12 protein-coding genes are annotated in these 14,776 nt (G+C 44.3%); 11 read left to right on the plus strand and 1 reads right to left on the minus strand.

Going from position 1 to position 14,776, the window contains the following annotated elements:
- The first annotated feature begins 9 nt into the window (after positions 1–9).
- Positions 10–582, plus strand: coding sequence for a DUF922 domain-containing protein (locus K5L93_RS18300; protein ID WP_220721122.1), 573 nt, complete (start codon positions 10–12; stop codon positions 580–582).
- 102 nt (positions 583–684) lie between these two features.
- Here the strand turns inward: K5L93_RS18300 and mnmC are convergent, their stop codons facing one another.
- Positions 685–2,715 (minus strand): bifunctional tRNA (5-methylaminomethyl-2-thiouridine)(34)-methyltransferase MnmC2/FAD-dependent 5-carboxymethylaminomethyl-2-thiouridine(34) oxidoreductase MnmC1, encoded by a 2,031-nt coding sequence (gene mnmC, locus K5L93_RS18305; protein ID WP_220721123.1) that lies wholly within the window; start codon positions 2,713–2,715, stop codon positions 685–687.
- 114 nt (positions 2,716–2,829) lie between these two features.
- On the opposite strand from mnmC, the gene fabB reads away from it, so the two are divergent.
- The 10 genes from fabB (at position 2,830) to purF (ending at position 14,704) form a co-directional block, all read left to right on the plus strand.
- Positions 2,830–4,047 (plus strand): beta-ketoacyl-ACP synthase I, encoded by a 1,218-nt coding sequence (gene fabB / locus K5L93_RS18310; protein WP_220721124.1) that lies wholly within the window; start codon positions 2,830–2,832, stop codon positions 4,045–4,047.
- A gap of 112 nt (positions 4,048–4,159) precedes the next feature.
- Entirely contained in the window at positions 4,160–5,284 is a 1,125-nt protein-coding gene (locus K5L93_RS18315) for a 4-phosphoerythronate dehydrogenase (RefSeq protein ID WP_220721125.1), read from the plus strand.
- The gene (locus K5L93_RS18320) at positions 5,284–6,309 is read left to right on the plus strand and encodes an Asd/ArgC dimerization domain-containing protein (RefSeq protein ID WP_220721126.1); all 1,026 of its coding nucleotides are present in this window, start codon (positions 5,284–5,286) and stop codon (positions 6,307–6,309) included. Before K5L93_RS18315 ends, K5L93_RS18320 begins: the two co-directional genes overlap by 1 nt.
- A 184-nt stretch (positions 6,310–6,493) precedes the next feature.
- The gene (locus tag K5L93_RS18325; protein ID WP_220721127.1) at positions 6,494–8,755 is read left to right on the plus strand and encodes a FimV/HubP family polar landmark protein; all 2,262 of its coding nucleotides are present in this window, start codon (positions 6,494–6,496) and stop codon (positions 8,753–8,755) included.
- A 141-nt stretch (positions 8,756–8,896) separates the two neighbouring features.
- Positions 8,897–9,685 carry a tRNA pseudouridine(38-40) synthase TruA gene (gene truA / locus K5L93_RS18330; RefSeq protein WP_220721128.1) on the plus strand — a complete coding sequence of 263 codons (789 nt, stop codon included), beginning with the start codon at positions 8,897–8,899 and terminating at the stop codon, positions 9,683–9,685.
- A 134-nt stretch (positions 9,686–9,819) separates the two neighbouring features.
- Complete coding sequence (accD, locus tag K5L93_RS18335; RefSeq protein ID WP_220721129.1) at positions 9,820–10,752, plus strand: acetyl-CoA carboxylase, carboxyltransferase subunit beta; 933 nt, start codon at positions 9,820–9,822, stop codon at positions 10,750–10,752.
- A gap of 1 nt (position 10,753) precedes the next feature.
- Positions 10,754–12,025, plus strand: a complete 1,272-nt coding sequence (folC, locus tag K5L93_RS18340; protein WP_220721130.1) for a bifunctional tetrahydrofolate synthase/dihydrofolate synthase — start codon at positions 10,754–10,756, stop codon at positions 12,023–12,025.
- Positions 12,026–12,027: 2 nt separating this feature from the next.
- Positions 12,028–12,597 (plus strand): SPOR domain-containing protein, encoded by a 570-nt coding sequence (locus tag K5L93_RS18345; protein WP_220721131.1) that lies wholly within the window; start codon positions 12,028–12,030, stop codon positions 12,595–12,597.
- 77 nt (positions 12,598–12,674) lie between these two features.
- Positions 12,675–13,166, plus strand: coding sequence for a CvpA family protein (locus K5L93_RS18350; RefSeq protein ID WP_220721132.1), 492 nt, complete (start codon positions 12,675–12,677; stop codon positions 13,164–13,166).
- A 14-nt stretch (positions 13,167–13,180) separates the two neighbouring features.
- Positions 13,181–14,704 (plus strand): amidophosphoribosyltransferase, encoded by a 1,524-nt coding sequence (gene purF, locus K5L93_RS18355; RefSeq protein WP_220721133.1) that lies wholly within the window; start codon positions 13,181–13,183, stop codon positions 14,702–14,704.
- The last annotated feature ends 72 nt before the right edge of the window (positions 14,705–14,776 follow it).

Below are 14,776 nucleotides of genomic sequence, written 5' to 3' on the forward strand. Positions count from 1 at the left end.
GGAACTAAAGTGAAACCAGCAAGATGGATCAGGCAAGGAGTAGTGGCTGTTTGTGTACTGTTTTCTGTATGCGCACAGTCTGCCTCGGTGCAAAGCAGTATAGAGTATTATGATATTAGCGCGCATGATTTAAACCAGCTACGTAATCAGCTAAAAGCGCAAGGCCCAGAAAAACAGGGCTATCGCTATAGTATTGCGGCGCAATATAGAATGAATTGGACGCCCAAGGTGCAAGTTCGCAACGACCGTTGTGAAGCCCTTAAACCAGAGCTGCAGTTAAGTGCTGATTTGGTTATGCCACGCTGGATAAGCCAAAGTAAGGCTGATTTTGCGGCTCAACAATCTTGGATCGGCTACATCGCAGCTGCTCAGCAGTACCATCAAAAAATAACCCGTTTAATTGAGCAAAGTGTTGACCGTTTTGTTCAGCAAACCCAAGGCTTAAGTGCAACCGAGTGCGACAAACTGGAAGCGTTAATAAATGCTAAGGGAAGGGCGGCACTGGCCAGTGCCCAACAAAAGGTTCGTACTTATCAGCGCCAAACACGTCATGGCGAGTCTTTAGGTTTAATAATACCTTAGCCGATAGTTTAAGTGTGAATTAGCCAAGGCTGTTGTCATGGCTAATTCAGGTAAGTGAAAAACTAACTTCTCGTTTTACACCTGTCCTAATTACACTTAATACTATCGTCGATACCTTAGTTTTAGGGGCCGATTTTTAACTAGGCGCCTGTTCCAGAAGCGGTGGGGATGCATACAATTTAAGCTGCTTTGTTTTAATGGTAAGGGCTCGTTGCATAATTGAGCAGCTAACAGCTCTGTTGCAAATGGGGCACTGCATATTCCTCTTGAACCAAAACCAATAGCAACAAATACACCACTATAACTTGGTGGAGCTACTTCTTGCCATTGTTGCTGGTACTGTTCACTAAACAATTGCTCTAAATCTGGCAATTGGCCTATCAATGGAAAATGGTCGCGCACTGCACAACGGGTTGCTGCTCGGCCTGGTATCTCAGCTAATTGCAGCTGTTCATTCCATGGTTGGGGCTGACACTTTCTAATCGCCGCTAAGTTTTCTTCTGCTTCGTTCGCTTTTAGCTCAAGGCTTAAGTCGTTACGAATGTAACTGGCACCAATGCAATGCTGTTGTTGGTTGGCAGGGGTTAAATAGCCTTCGTAACACAATACTTTACTAAGCTTACTCAATTGCGGAGTAGTATCGATATGGCTAACTTGTCCGCGCACTGGGGTAATGGGTAGCTGCTCCGCTTGGGGCAATGTCAATAGATGGTGAGAATGGCAGAAAACGACATTGTTGTGTTGTTTTACCTGCGAGCCAAAATGTAGGCTACAGTGTTGGCTTTCACGTTCAAATTGGGTTAACTCATGTCCGTAGTAAATACTTAACAGGCCCGATTGCTTCGCTGCTTTTAGAATGGTTTGCACACATTGTTTTGCATTCACCCAGCCTGCGTGGGGGTAAAATAAAGCCTCATTATCTAAGCTCACTCCTGCGAGCTCGCTGGCGGTAGACTTATCTACCGAGTAAACCAAATTTTTCGGGTAGCCAGCTTGAGCAATATTGAGATTTTTTGCTTGAGATTTTTCGTTATAACCCAGTTGCAATAAGCCACAGTAATCGTGTTCTACTTCTAGTTGCTGTTGTGCCAATTGCGCCAACACTTGATGATGATAATTAAAGGCATGCTGAAAAAACTCACTAACGTGAGGTTGGTTCGGGCTAAGTAAAGGATACACCGCACCCTGTCTATTGCCGGAGGCTTCTAAAGCAGCAGCACTGTTTCTTTCATATAAACTAACTTTTATTCCACGCTTAACTAAAGCATAAGCAAGGCTAACACCAGCAATACCCGCGCCGATAATTGCGATGTCTTCTCCTGCTTTAATCCCATGGCGTCTATATAGTCGGGAGTTTAGGCTTTGTGGTGTAGAGTGTTGTTTAAAACGACCCACTAACATGTCACGCTTTCGTCCAAAGCCTTTAGCTTTTTGCGTATCAAAGCCTACTTCAATTAAACCTCTTCTCACAAAGCCTGCTGCGGTAAAGGTGGCTAAGGAAGCGTCATCAGCCGAGAGTACAGCCATGCCCTCGAATAATTTTTGTGTCCACATGTCAGGATTTTTGCTGGGAGCGAAGCCATCCAAAAACCAAGAGTTAACCAAGCCTCCGCTGATGTTTGGGACTTCTGGCAGGTTGTGGTGCACATCGCCGATCCAAATATCTAAGGTAATGGGGACTGGATGTTGAAAGGCAATTCGATGACATCCTGGCGTCATAATTTGAGGGTAGAATGCAATTAGCTGTTCACTGAAGTTTTTAAGCTCAGGCCATTGTATTAAGGCTTGGCTTAGATCATTTAGTGATAAAGGGTGCTTTTCAAAGCTAATAAAATGTAGTCGAGTTAACGCCGTATCGGGGTTTGTTTCGAGAAATTGTTGGTAATGCTGCCATGCTGCCAAAAAGTTTAAGCCAGTGCCAAAGCCGGTCTCGGCAATAACGTAGCTAGGGCTTTGATGGTTTTTCCAGCGCTCAGTGAGTTGATTTTGTTCAATAAAAACGTAACGACTTTCGGCCAAACCATTGTCTACAGAAAAATAGACATCGTCGTAATCGGTAGCCACAGGGGTACCTTCAGGATTCCAATGAATTGTGGCTGTTGTGGTGTTATTCACATTATCCGATGAAGACAAAACTTTACCTCGAGTTTTACTAGAAAATTTAAGCGTACACGTGTACTCTCATCCGACCAGATTAGGCTGCAAAATCGGTAACATAGCAGCAAATACAACCCGTGAGACCATCTGATGAAAAGAGCAGTTATCACCGGGCTAGGCATTATATCTAGTATCGGTAACAATAAAGAAGAAGTATTAGCATCCTTACAAGCAGGTAAATCGGGAATTACCCATTCGCCTGAGTTTGCCGAGCAAAACTTACGTAGCCAAGTATGGGGTGATTTGAAAATTAACCCTGCTGAGCATGTTGATCGCAAAACCATGCGTTTCATGGGAGACGCTGCAGCATTTTCTTACCTTTCAATGCAACAAGCTATAGAAGATGCCAAGCTCGCTGAAGATCTAGTATCAAACGAGCGCACAGGTTTAGTTGTTGGCTCTGGCGGTGCGTCGTCTAAAAACCAAGTGGAAGCGGCTGATATTTTGCGCACTAAAGGTGTACGCCGTGTTGGTCCTTACATGGTGCCTAGAACCATGTCGAGCACCACTTCAGCTTGCTTAGCGACACCGTTCAAAATCAAAGGCGTAAACTATTCAATTAGCAGTGCTTGTGCAACCAGTGCTCACTGTATTGGCCATGCTTTAGAGCTTATTCAATTAGGCAAACAAGATGTTGTTTTTGCTGGTGGTGGTGAAGAGCTTCACTGGACCTTAGCGATGGAATTTGACGCTATGGGCGCCTTGTCAACTAAATACAATGACACTCCAGAATTGGCATCACGTACTTATGATGCAGACAGAGATGGCTTTGTTATCTCTGGCGGCGGCGGCATGGTTGTAGTTGAAGAACTTGAGCATGCGCTTGCACGTGGTGCCAAAATCTATGGTGAAATCGTAGGCTACGGTGCAACGTCTGATGGTTACGACATGGTAGCTCCTTCTGGTGAAGGCGCGGTGCGTTGTATGCGTCAAGCTATGCAAGGGCTAGAAGGCGACATCGATTACGTAAATACTCATGGTACTTCAACGCCGGTAGGCGATGTGAAAGAGTTAGGCGCTATTCAAGAAGTGTTTGGTGGAAACAGCCCATTAATTAGTGCAACTAAAGCGATGACTGGTCACGCATTAGGCGCGGCAGGTGTTCACGAAGCTATTTACTCCTTGCTGATGATGGAAAATGACTTTGTTGCACCAAGCATTAACATCAATACCTTGGATGAAAAAGCAGAAGGCTTGAACATTGTGGCTAATGAAGCCAAGAGCGCGAAGTTAAATCGTGTAATGTCTAACAGCTTTGGTTTTGGTGGTACTAACGCTACGCTTGTAATCGAACGTTTCCAAGGCTAAATCAATTTTGTTTGAAAAAAGCTGCCTTTAGGCAGCTTTTTTTTTATCGAATTTATAACGCGTGTTAAGATTGCCCACCTCAAAAATTAGGTAGCCTCCAATAGCATACGCAATGAAGATAGTTGTCGACGAAAATATCCCCTTTGCTCAACAAATTTTAAGCCAACATGGTGAAGTTGTGGCTGTAGATGGCCGAACTATGCAGCCGCAGCAGTTAGTTGATGCTGACGCCTTATTAGTTCGCTCAGTGACCAAGGTTAATCAGCAGCTACTTTCTCAAGCTAACAAATTAAAGTTTGTTGGCACCGCCACCATTGGCACCGAACATGTAGAGCAAAACTACTTAGTAGAGCGAGGCATTGCTTTTGCCAGCGCTCCCGGCTGCAATGCAATTGCTGTAGGGGAGTATGTAGCTACCGCTTTGTTAGCTGCCACAGATTATCGCCAGCAATCACTAGCTGGAAAAACCATTGCAATTGTTGGTGCCGGAAATACCGGTTCACAAGTGGCAAAGCGTGCTGCAGCTATAGGTATGCAAGTAATGCTTTATGATCCACCACTTGCTGAGCATGGGAAATTAACTGAGTCAGTAAGCTTTGAACAGGTACTTGGTGCAGACGTTATTAGTTTACATGTACCATCTATTGCTTCAGGTCGGCACCCCACGTATCACCTATTTAATCAGCAGGTACTAAGCAAACTCACACCAGAACAGATTTTGGTTAATGCCTGCCGTGGAGAAGTCATAGATAATCAAGCCTTGCTAGAAATTGCAGCGCAAGGGCAATCACCGCTATTAGTATTAGACGTATGGGAAGGTGAACCCACTATACTTGAGCCGCTAGTGAAGTATGCCTTTATTGCCACTCCGCATATTGCTGGTTATAGCTTAGAAGGGAAAATGCGTGGCACCAGTATGGTGTATCAAGCCATGTGCCAAGCATTAAAGATTGAAGCTAACGATTTAAGTGAGCAGCTATTACCCGAGCCTGAGTTTTCGCAAATCTCCCTCAAAGGAGAGTTAAGTGATTCTCAGCTAACAAAACTGACTCAACTGGTGTACAACATTTTTGCTGACGATCGCCGCTTTCGCCAGCATGGAGCAAGCCCTACAGGGTTTGATAAGCTCCGCAAATTTTATCCGCAACGCAGAGAGTTTTCTGCGCTGCAGGTGGTTAATCAACATAAGCAAGCAAACCTAGGTGCGCTTGGTTTTAACATTCAAGAGAACAAGTAATGCAACAGTTTCATAATGTCGCAATTATCGGGGCAGAAAGTGAGCAAAGCCAGCAGTTGCTAAGCCTACTAGAGCAACGAGAGTTTCCTGCTGCGCAGATTTTCCCTTTAAACATCGAAGTAGCAGAAGAGCTCGACGAAGAAGAGCAGGAAAGTCGCTTAAAGTGGCAAGGTCAAAGCCTTGAAATTGCTGAAGCACAGTTAGTTAATTGGTCGGAGGTGAGTGTAGCTTGGTTGCTCTGTGGAGAAGAAGCGGCCGTTGATATGGCTGAACAGGCCCGCCAACTTGGTTGTGTGATTATCGACATGGTGCATGCCAACAAAGAGGCATACTCATGGGTGCATTCAGCGGTTAACCCCGAGCAAGTGGCAGAAGGTTTGTCTGAGCGTTGGCTAAATTGCCCAAGTAGTTTAGCCGGACAACTAGCCTTGCTATTACATATAATCCAACAAGATGTTGAGTTAGAACGAGTAGAAGTAAATGCCATGCTGAGCGCGGCGAATAAAGGCAAGCCAGGTGTTGATGAGCTAGCAGGGCAAACAGCGCGTTTGCTAAACGGTTTGCCGGTTGAGCCTAAACTGTTTGCCCAACAACTCGCGTTTAACCTATTGCCTGAGCAAGGCGAGGAAGCATTACTAGGTGCTAGCCAATTTGAGGCTGAGTTAAGTGAACAGTGTAGAGCGATGTTGCAGTCTCCTGAGCTTAACATCAATGTAAGTGCGCAACATGTTCCGGTATTCTACGGTGATACTTTGTCACTGCATTTATACGGAACCTATTCCTTGGATTTGCTAAGCATTAAAGAGTGGTTAACGAATCATCAAGCCTTTGAACTGGTAGAAGATGAACTGGTTACGCCGGTAAGTAATATCGCTAACAGCGAATCGATAGTTCTAAGCCGTTTACGCCAAAATCCAAATACAGAAAATGGTGTTAACTTAACTTTAATGGCCAATAACCCGCAATCAGGTGTGGTAGCGAACGCCGCTTCAATCGCTGAAACCTTAATAAAACAATATATTTAAGCAAATTGTGTTTAGATAATTGTCAATGCGCCGATAACTCTAGTTGAGGAAAAGCGTAGTAAAATGCGATCTAGGCGTAAACTGTTAGTTGTTTCGCTAGATCGCTGATTGTTAGCTGGTTATATTAAAGCAATAACAAAGGATTGAAGCGATTCAGTCTTCAGGAAGAAAACAAGGAAAAACTATGGGGCGGAAGATTTCCCTCGTTGCATTGTCGGCTGTTTTATCATTTTCAACTCTCAGTACAGCCATCGCACAAGAAACGGGTACCTTTTATGTCGAGCTAGTAGGGCCAGATGAAGTTGTTGGTGAACCTGAACAGCAAACATACGGGCCGGTGCGTAGCAATGACACATTATGGGCTATTGCCAGTTTAAATCGTCCTTCCCGTTCAATTAGCGTCTATCAAATGATGTTCGCAATATTGAATAAAAATCCGCAAGCCTTCAATAATGGCAATATCAACTCTATTATTAGCGGTAGCTACCTAACTCTTCCCACTACAGATGAAGCGCAAGCTGTAAGTCATCAAGCTGCGGTAAGAGCCTTAGCGCCGAAAAAAACCAACAAAGTGGTTGTAAATAAGCCGGTGGCACAAACAACGACCACAACGACTACGCCAGTTGCTACGCCTAAGGCGGTTACTCCCGCTCGCCCAATGGCAGATGCTGGAGCCTTAGAGAAAACCCAAAAAGATTTAGACTCCTTACGTGATCGCCTAGAAACGAGAATTGACGAGCTAGAGCAGTTAAAACGCCAAGAGTTTGATGTACTAAAACAGCAAATGGATCAATCTAGCCAACAAATGGTGGGTCTGGCTGAAGTAAATCATCGCATGAAAATGCGAATTCAAGAATTAAGTGACGAGCTAGCCAGCATCCGCGAAGAATTGAACGAAAACCGCCGCAATCAAACGCAAATTCTACAATTGCTTGAAAAACCAAAAGTTGAAGCCAACGAGATGGACAAGCGAAATAATGCAGGTTTCTTCTCATCCCCGTTAAACATTGGTTTGGCGATATTTATTCCAATTTTGCTTGTTGCGCTTGTGATTACCTTGCTATTTAGACGTAAGGCCAAAAAAGAACTTGAAGAGCAAGATAAAGAAATGGCCGAATCAACCATCAATCTGATGGATGATGAAAATGATGAGTTTTCGCAGTTGTTTAGTGACAACTTAGACCCTGAGGATGAGCAAACCGAGGATTTAAATAGTCAGTTTGAGGAAGATGAGCCTGACCTTAGTGTTGATGAAAGCATTCCTGAGCCTAATAGTTTTGAAGACGATGTAGATGATTTAGAGCCAGAAATTGAAGAAGCGAGTTTTGAGGACTTTGCAGCTGCACAAGGTGATGGAGAGCCTATCACTGAGATTTCATTAGATGATAGTGAAATGGCTGCCTTGGACGCTTTTGAGTCTGATGACTTAGTGCCGTCTCTAGATGATAAGTTTGAAGAAGAAGTTAGTGAAGAAGATACAGACTCGATAATTAGTGCTGACGATTTGGCTGCTGCGTTATCTATGGATGATGAGCAAGACTTATTTGAAGTAAGTGAAGACAGTCCTGCTGATGACGATGAACTTTCATTCGAAGATGCGCTAAAACAGCAACAAGAAATGGAAGCAGAGTTATCTGAAGTTAGCGAGCAAGAAAAGGTTGATTTAGACAACATCGACCTGTCCGGTGAGCTGGATGAAGATGACTTAGCTAGCATAGAAAAACCTAGTACTCTCGAAGATGCCGCGGCAGATTTGGAAGCCTTAAGTCTTGCAGAAGAAACCAGTGAAATTGAGCAGCCGGACGTTGCGGAAAGTTTAGAACCCGAAGCTTTTGACTTAGACGATGACTTTGTTGATTTAACTGAACTTGAACTTGAAGACCCCTCTATCGAGGCGGAAGAGGATGCCGCAGCTGATAATGTTACAGATATTGCCGGTTTCGATAATGAAGTTGTAGACATAGAGCTAGAACCTATTGCTGAAACTGAAAACACTGTTATTGAAGCTGATAGTGATGGTGAGGATGAAGTTTCAGATGACGATATTGATAGCATGTTTGCTAGCTTTGGCGCTGATGCATTTAATGAAGATGCTCAAGCAGCGGAACAGGAAGATCTTCCCTCACGCAGCGATATAGAAGAGCGAGAGTTTGTCGATATCGATATGCTTTTAAATGATGCTGATGAAGAAAATAACGATGAAGTCGACCCATACGATAGCCCTAGCTTAGATGTGGAGCTAGATTCGTTCCCTGATGTACTCCCGCAAGAGCAAGCTGTTGATGTGGATGTAAACGCAGAAATGGCCTCCAAACTTGACTTAGCTAGAGCCTACTTGGAAATTGATGATCAAGATGGTGCAAAGAAAATTCTGGAAGAAGTTTTAATTAGTGATGATAAAAGCTTGAAAAAGGAAGCTGAAGAGTTACTTTCTCGCTTTAGCTAAAACTTGGCAATACGGGAAAAGGCAGTGATAACATCACTGCCTTTTTTGTTTTTGCTATTAACGGGTATCGCTGATAAAGCGGTGACTTTGAGCTGCCATTTTTTTATCATAGCCGCCAAAGATACTATCTAGTGGTAATTTATGCGCATCGCTTTAGGCATCGAATACGATGGTGCCGGATATTTTGGTTGGCAACGCCAACGAGACGTTCAGTCAATTCAACAAGAGCTAGAAGCTAGTTTATCTATTGTGGCTAATAGTCCTATAGAAGTGCAATGCGCTGGAAGAACTGACGCTGGGGTGCATGCTACAGGGCAAGTAATACATTTTGATTCGCCAGTTGAGCGTAAGATGGCAGCATGGACACTGGGCGTAAATGCAAACATGCCGAAAAACGTTGCAGTGCGTTGGGCTAAACCAGTTAGTGACGAGTTTCATGCGCGTTTTAGCGCTACCGCTCGTCGCTATCGCTACGTTATCTATAACAGCCAGTTTCGCCCCGCAATCCTTAATCAAGGTCTGAGCTTTTATCATCAGCCGCTAGATATTGAGTTGATGGAACAAGCAGGGCAAGCACTGCTTGGAGAGCAGGACTTTACCTCTTTTCGCGCTGTGCAGTGCCAGAGTCGCAGTCCATACCGCCGAGTTGAACACTTAAAAGTAAGCCGCTACAACGATTATGTAGTGGTGGATATTAAAGCGAATGCTTTTGTGCATCACATGGTTAGAAATATTGTTGGTAGTTTATTGAAAGTAGGGCAGCAAGAGCGGCCCGTGGAGTGGATAGCTGAATTGTTAGCACTGAAAGATCGCACTCAAGCAGCGGCCACAGCCAAAGCAGCTGGTCTGTATTTGGTACAAGTTGATTACCCCAAGGAATTCGACTTACCTAATTTACCCATTGGGCCGTTGTTTTTGCCAGCAAGTTAAAAAAAACTGTACGATAATGAAGGGTTAGACCAGTTTTATGTAAAATATTGTGGCTAATTGTGGTTTAATTGCCGCCATTCAATGCATTCTGTTATCACGGCGATTTAATCGCCTATTGAGAAGTAAGGTTCCCGATGAGTTGGTTAGAGAAAATTCTTCCGAAAAGTAAAAGTGCTTCTGGCAAGCGACGCAATATTCCAGAAGGTGTATGGACCAAGTGTGCTTCCTGTGAGCAAACTTTATACCGTGCAGAGGTAGAACGTAACCACAATGTTTGCCCTAAGTGCGACCATCACATGCGTATTGGTGCTCGTGATCGCTTAGAAGCCTTCTTAGATAAAGATGGTCGTGAAGAATTAGCTGCAGAGTTAGAGCCTCGCGATAAACTTAGGTTTAAAGACAGTAAAAAGTATAAAGACCGTATTGCTAGCGCTCAGCGCAATACCGGTGAGAAAGACGCATTAGTAGTAATCAAAGGTGAGTTGAAAGGCTTGCCTGTGGTGGCTTGTGCATTTGAGTTTGCCTTTATGGGGGGCTCTATGGGCTCGGTAGTGGGTGCACGCTTTGTAGCCGCAGTAGATAAATGCCTAGCAGAAAACCGCGCCTTGATTTGTTTTTCTGCTAGCGGTGGTGCGCGCATGCAAGAAGCCTTGTTCTCGCTAATGCAAATGGCGAAAACTTCGGCGGCTTTGGCTAAAATGCGTGAAAAAGGTTTACCGTATTTCTCAGTGCTTACGGATCCGACCATGGGCGGTGTATCTGCCAGCTTTGCAATGCTGGGTGATATTAATATTGCCGAGCCAAAAGCGTTAATTGGTTTTGCTGGTCCTCGCGTTATTGAACAAACCGTTCGTGAGAAACTACCCGAAGGATTCCAACGCAGTGAGTTTTTGCTCGAGAAAGGCGCTATCGACATCATTATTGACCGCCGTAACATGCGTGATCGTATTGCTGAAATGGCTTCAAAAATGATGGGCATTGTAAGCACTGATACAGAGGTGTTGGTTGAGCCTATCGATGCTGATGAAGATTTAGGACCGACTATTTCTGCCAACGAAAAAGAATAATATGTCGTTAAAGAAAGAAGCTCAAAGCCGGTCTCTTGCAGACTGGCTTTGTTATTTGGAAGCTCAGCATCACAGTGCTATAGACCTAGGGCTAGAGCGAGTAGCTAAAGTGGCAGAGTATGCGAAACTTCGTCATTTAGATGCTACGGTGATTACGGTGGCGGGCACTAATGGTAAAGGGTCTACCTGTGCGCTACTTGAACAGATTTTGGTTGCGCAAGGGTATCAAGTCGGTGTTTATAGCTCACCACATATCCTTGACTATCGAGAGCGAGTCAGAATAAACGGTCAACTGCCCGAAGCCGATGCATTTTGCCAGTCATTTTCTGCTATTGAAGAGCTTCGCCAAGAAACCAGCTTAAGTTATTTTGAGTTTGGTACGCTAGCTGCCGTTTGGATGTTTGCCCAGCAGCCTTTGGATTATGTCATTTTAGAAGTCGGCTTAGGCGGACGTTTAGATGCTACCAATATTGTTGAGCCCGATGTGAGTGTGGTTACAACCGTTGCAGTTGATCATGTAGATTGGTTGGGTGACGACATACAGCAAATTGGTCGCGAGAAAGCCGGTATATTTCGTGAAAACGGTAAAGTGGTAGTAGGGGACAGTAATATAGTTGCCAGCGTCTTGGAGTGTTCGGCACAACTCAACTGTAATCAATTAGCCGCAGGGAAAGAGTATCAGCTAGAACAAGAGGCGGATAGCTGGGCATATCGTGGCGTAAAGCTGACTTACCAAGGTCTGCCTTATCCTCGTTTGCCTTTAGTGAATGCGGGCACTGCTATTGCTACCTTAGAACACCTTGGGCTTGAAATACCTAGCGCCGATTTGTCGAAAGCAATCAAAGAGTGGCAACTGGCTGGTCGCTTGCAAGTCATTTCTGACAAGCCTTTGGTCGTGGTAGATGTGGCACATAATCCGCAGTCTGCTAACTACTTAGCCTCTCAATTACCCTCGCTAGCTAATGGCCGTAAAGTTATTGCGCTGTGCGCGATGCTGGGTGACAAAGATATGCAACAGTCGGTACAACCCTTAGTGGGCATGGTAGAACAATGGCATATTAGCGGTTTAGCGGGACCTCGTGGTGACGATGGTAGTGCATTGGCGAGTTGCCTCGCTTCTCAAGCAAACCTAACTCGTTACCCGCAATTATCTCAGGCTTATTCTGCTGCCCTCAAACTATTAGACGATAACACCATGTTAATTGTGTTTGGTTCTTTTTTTACCGTGGCCGAGATATTAGAATTGTCTTCTTCAGCAACAGCAGAGAGTTAACATTGACTGCACAGTTTAAAAACCGCTTAGTGGGCACCATCTTCTTGGTCGCGTTGGGAGTAATCATTATTCCTGATATTCTTGATGGAAAAAAAACGCGAGTTGAAGAAGAGTTCAATGCGATCCCTTTTGCGCCAAAAGTTGACTCACTCCCCCCTCTGCTTATCGACTTGCCCAATGAACAAGAGTTCGTTACTGAGGTTGCAGGTGATGAAAGTAGCACAAAGCAAGCAGCTAGTTCGGAACAGGCAACGAGCACTTCGACAGTTAGTGAAACAAAGCCAGCCACTGAACCAGTGGATGCACCACAGCTTGAATTTGCCAAGCCGGCCTATATTGTTCAACTGGGCACGTTTAAAAACTCTCAGAATGTTACGCGTTTGGTTGCAAAGCTAAGAGAAGCCGGTTTTCAAGCTCACTCATATCCAGAACCTGCTGTAGAAGGCGAGTTAAACAGGGTGTTTGTAGGGCCCAATGTATCTAAAAAAACATTAGAACAGCAACAAAGTAAATTGAAGGAACTCACTGGCTTAAGCGGAAAAATTCGCGAGTTTGATCCTTTGTTTCAATAAGTATGAAAAAATACATGTACGCATTTTATTTTTGTTTCTGGTAGAATTCGCAGCGTTTTTCAACAAGTAGAAAATTTATGGCTTGGGTAGACTACGTCATCATCGGCGTAATAGTATTGTCGGCATTAATTAGCTTGGTTCGCGGCTTCGTTAAAGAGGCTCTGTCGCTGGTCTCTTGGGTAGCGGCTTTTTTCATCGCATCGCAGTTTTATCACGACCTATCCAGTTACTTCACTCTCATTGAAAACCCCTATTATCGCAGTGGTATAGCCATTGTTTTGCTGTTTATAGCCACCCTTATACTTGGTGCGCTGGTTAATTATTTATTTAGTCACTTGGTCAACTCAACAGGTTTAACCGGTACCGATAGAGTACTAGGGATTTGTTTTGGGGCTATCCGAGGGGCGCTAGTGGTAAGCGCTTTGCTGTTTGTATTATCGTTTACCGGTTTTCCAGAATCCTCATGGTGGAAAGGGTCGTTATTGATTCCTGAGTTCACTGTGATTGTTCAATGGTTTTTTGAGTTTTTAAAAGATTCTTCTAGTTTTTTAGATAACTACCAATCTTAATAAGGAAAAGCTTCATGTGTGGTATTGTCGGCATTGTCGGTGCTAGTCCCGTTAACCAAGCGATTTATGATGCGCTAACAGTTTTACAGCATCGTGGTCAGGACGCTGCGGGTATCGTTACTATTACCGAAGGCATGTTTAAACAACGCAAAGCCAACGGATTGGTAAGAGATGTGTTCGAAGTTAAACACATGCAGCGTTTACGTGGTAATTTGGGTATTGGCCACGTGCGTTATCCAACCGCAGGTAGCTCTAGTGCAGCAGAAGCTCAGCCTTTTTATGTTAACTCTCCATTTGGTTTAGCCTTGGCTCATAATGGCAACTTAACCAATGCTAAAGAGCTGCGTGAAGAGATGGCGAAGCGTGCTCGTCGTCATATCAACACTACGTCTGACTCAGAGGTGCTGCTTAATGTACTAGCTCATGAGCTAGATAACATTGTTGAAGATGAACTATGTGAAAAACAAGTGTTCGCAGCGGTTAGTCGTGTGCATAAGAAAGTTCGCGGTGCCTATGCGGTTGCGGCCTTAATTATTGGCCAAGGCATGGTGGCATTCCGAGATCCTAACGGTATTCGACCTTTAGTGCTTGGTAAAAAAGTAAGTGACGAAAATCCAGAAAAGATGGAATATATGGTTGCTTCAGAAAGTGTTGCTCTTGATGCAGTTGGTTTTGAGTTTGTGCGTAGCGTAGCACCTGGTGAAGCGGTGTACGTGACGGAAAATGGCCAGTTATTCACTCAGCAATGTGCAGAAAATGCGGCTCACAACCCGTGTATTTTTGAGTATGTATACTTTGCTCGCCCTGATTCAATCATCGATAAAATTTCGGTATATGGTGCTCGCGTTAACATGGGTACCAAGTTAGGCGAGAAAATTGCTCGCGAATGGGATGATTTAGATATTGATGTTGTGATCCCAATTCCTGAGACATCCTGTGACACGGCTTTACAAATTGCCATGCATCTCGATTTACCGTATCGCCAAGGCTTCGTTAAAAACCGTTATATTGGCCGTACCTTTATTATGCCGGGTCAAACGCAACGCCGTAAGTCAGTTCGCCGTAAACTAAACGCGATTGATGTAGAGTTTAAAGGCAAAAACGTACTGTTAGTTGACGACTCGATTGTTCGTGGTACCACTTCAGAGCAGATTATTGAAATGGCGCGTGAAGCAGGCGCAAACAAGGTTTACTTTGCATCAGCATCTCCTGAAATCCGTTTCCCTAACGTATATGGCATTGACATGCCTTCGGCTAACGAGTTAGTTGCTCATGGTCGAGAAGTTGACGAAATTTGCCAGTTGATTGGTGCTGACGGTCTAATTTTCCAAGACTTAGAAGACCTAATTGTGGCTTGTCGTGAAAGCAACCCTGAGATCCAAACTTTTGAGACCTCAGTATTCAACGGGAAATATGTAACTAACGATATTGACCAAGACTACTTGAACTATTTGGATCAGCTACGTAACAATGATGCAAAGGCTGTTCAGGCTCACGAAGAAGTGGCAAGTCTCGAGTTACACAACGAAGACAATTAGCATCGAAAAGCGTTATTAACACCTGAAAAAGCACCCAATTAGGGTGCTTTTTATTTGAGTGCAAGATGTAAA

Origin of the sequence: Agarivorans litoreus, from assembly GCF_019649015.1 — a bacterium.
Lineage (GTDB): Bacteria > Pseudomonadota > Gammaproteobacteria > Enterobacterales > Celerinatantimonadaceae > Agarivorans > Agarivorans litoreus.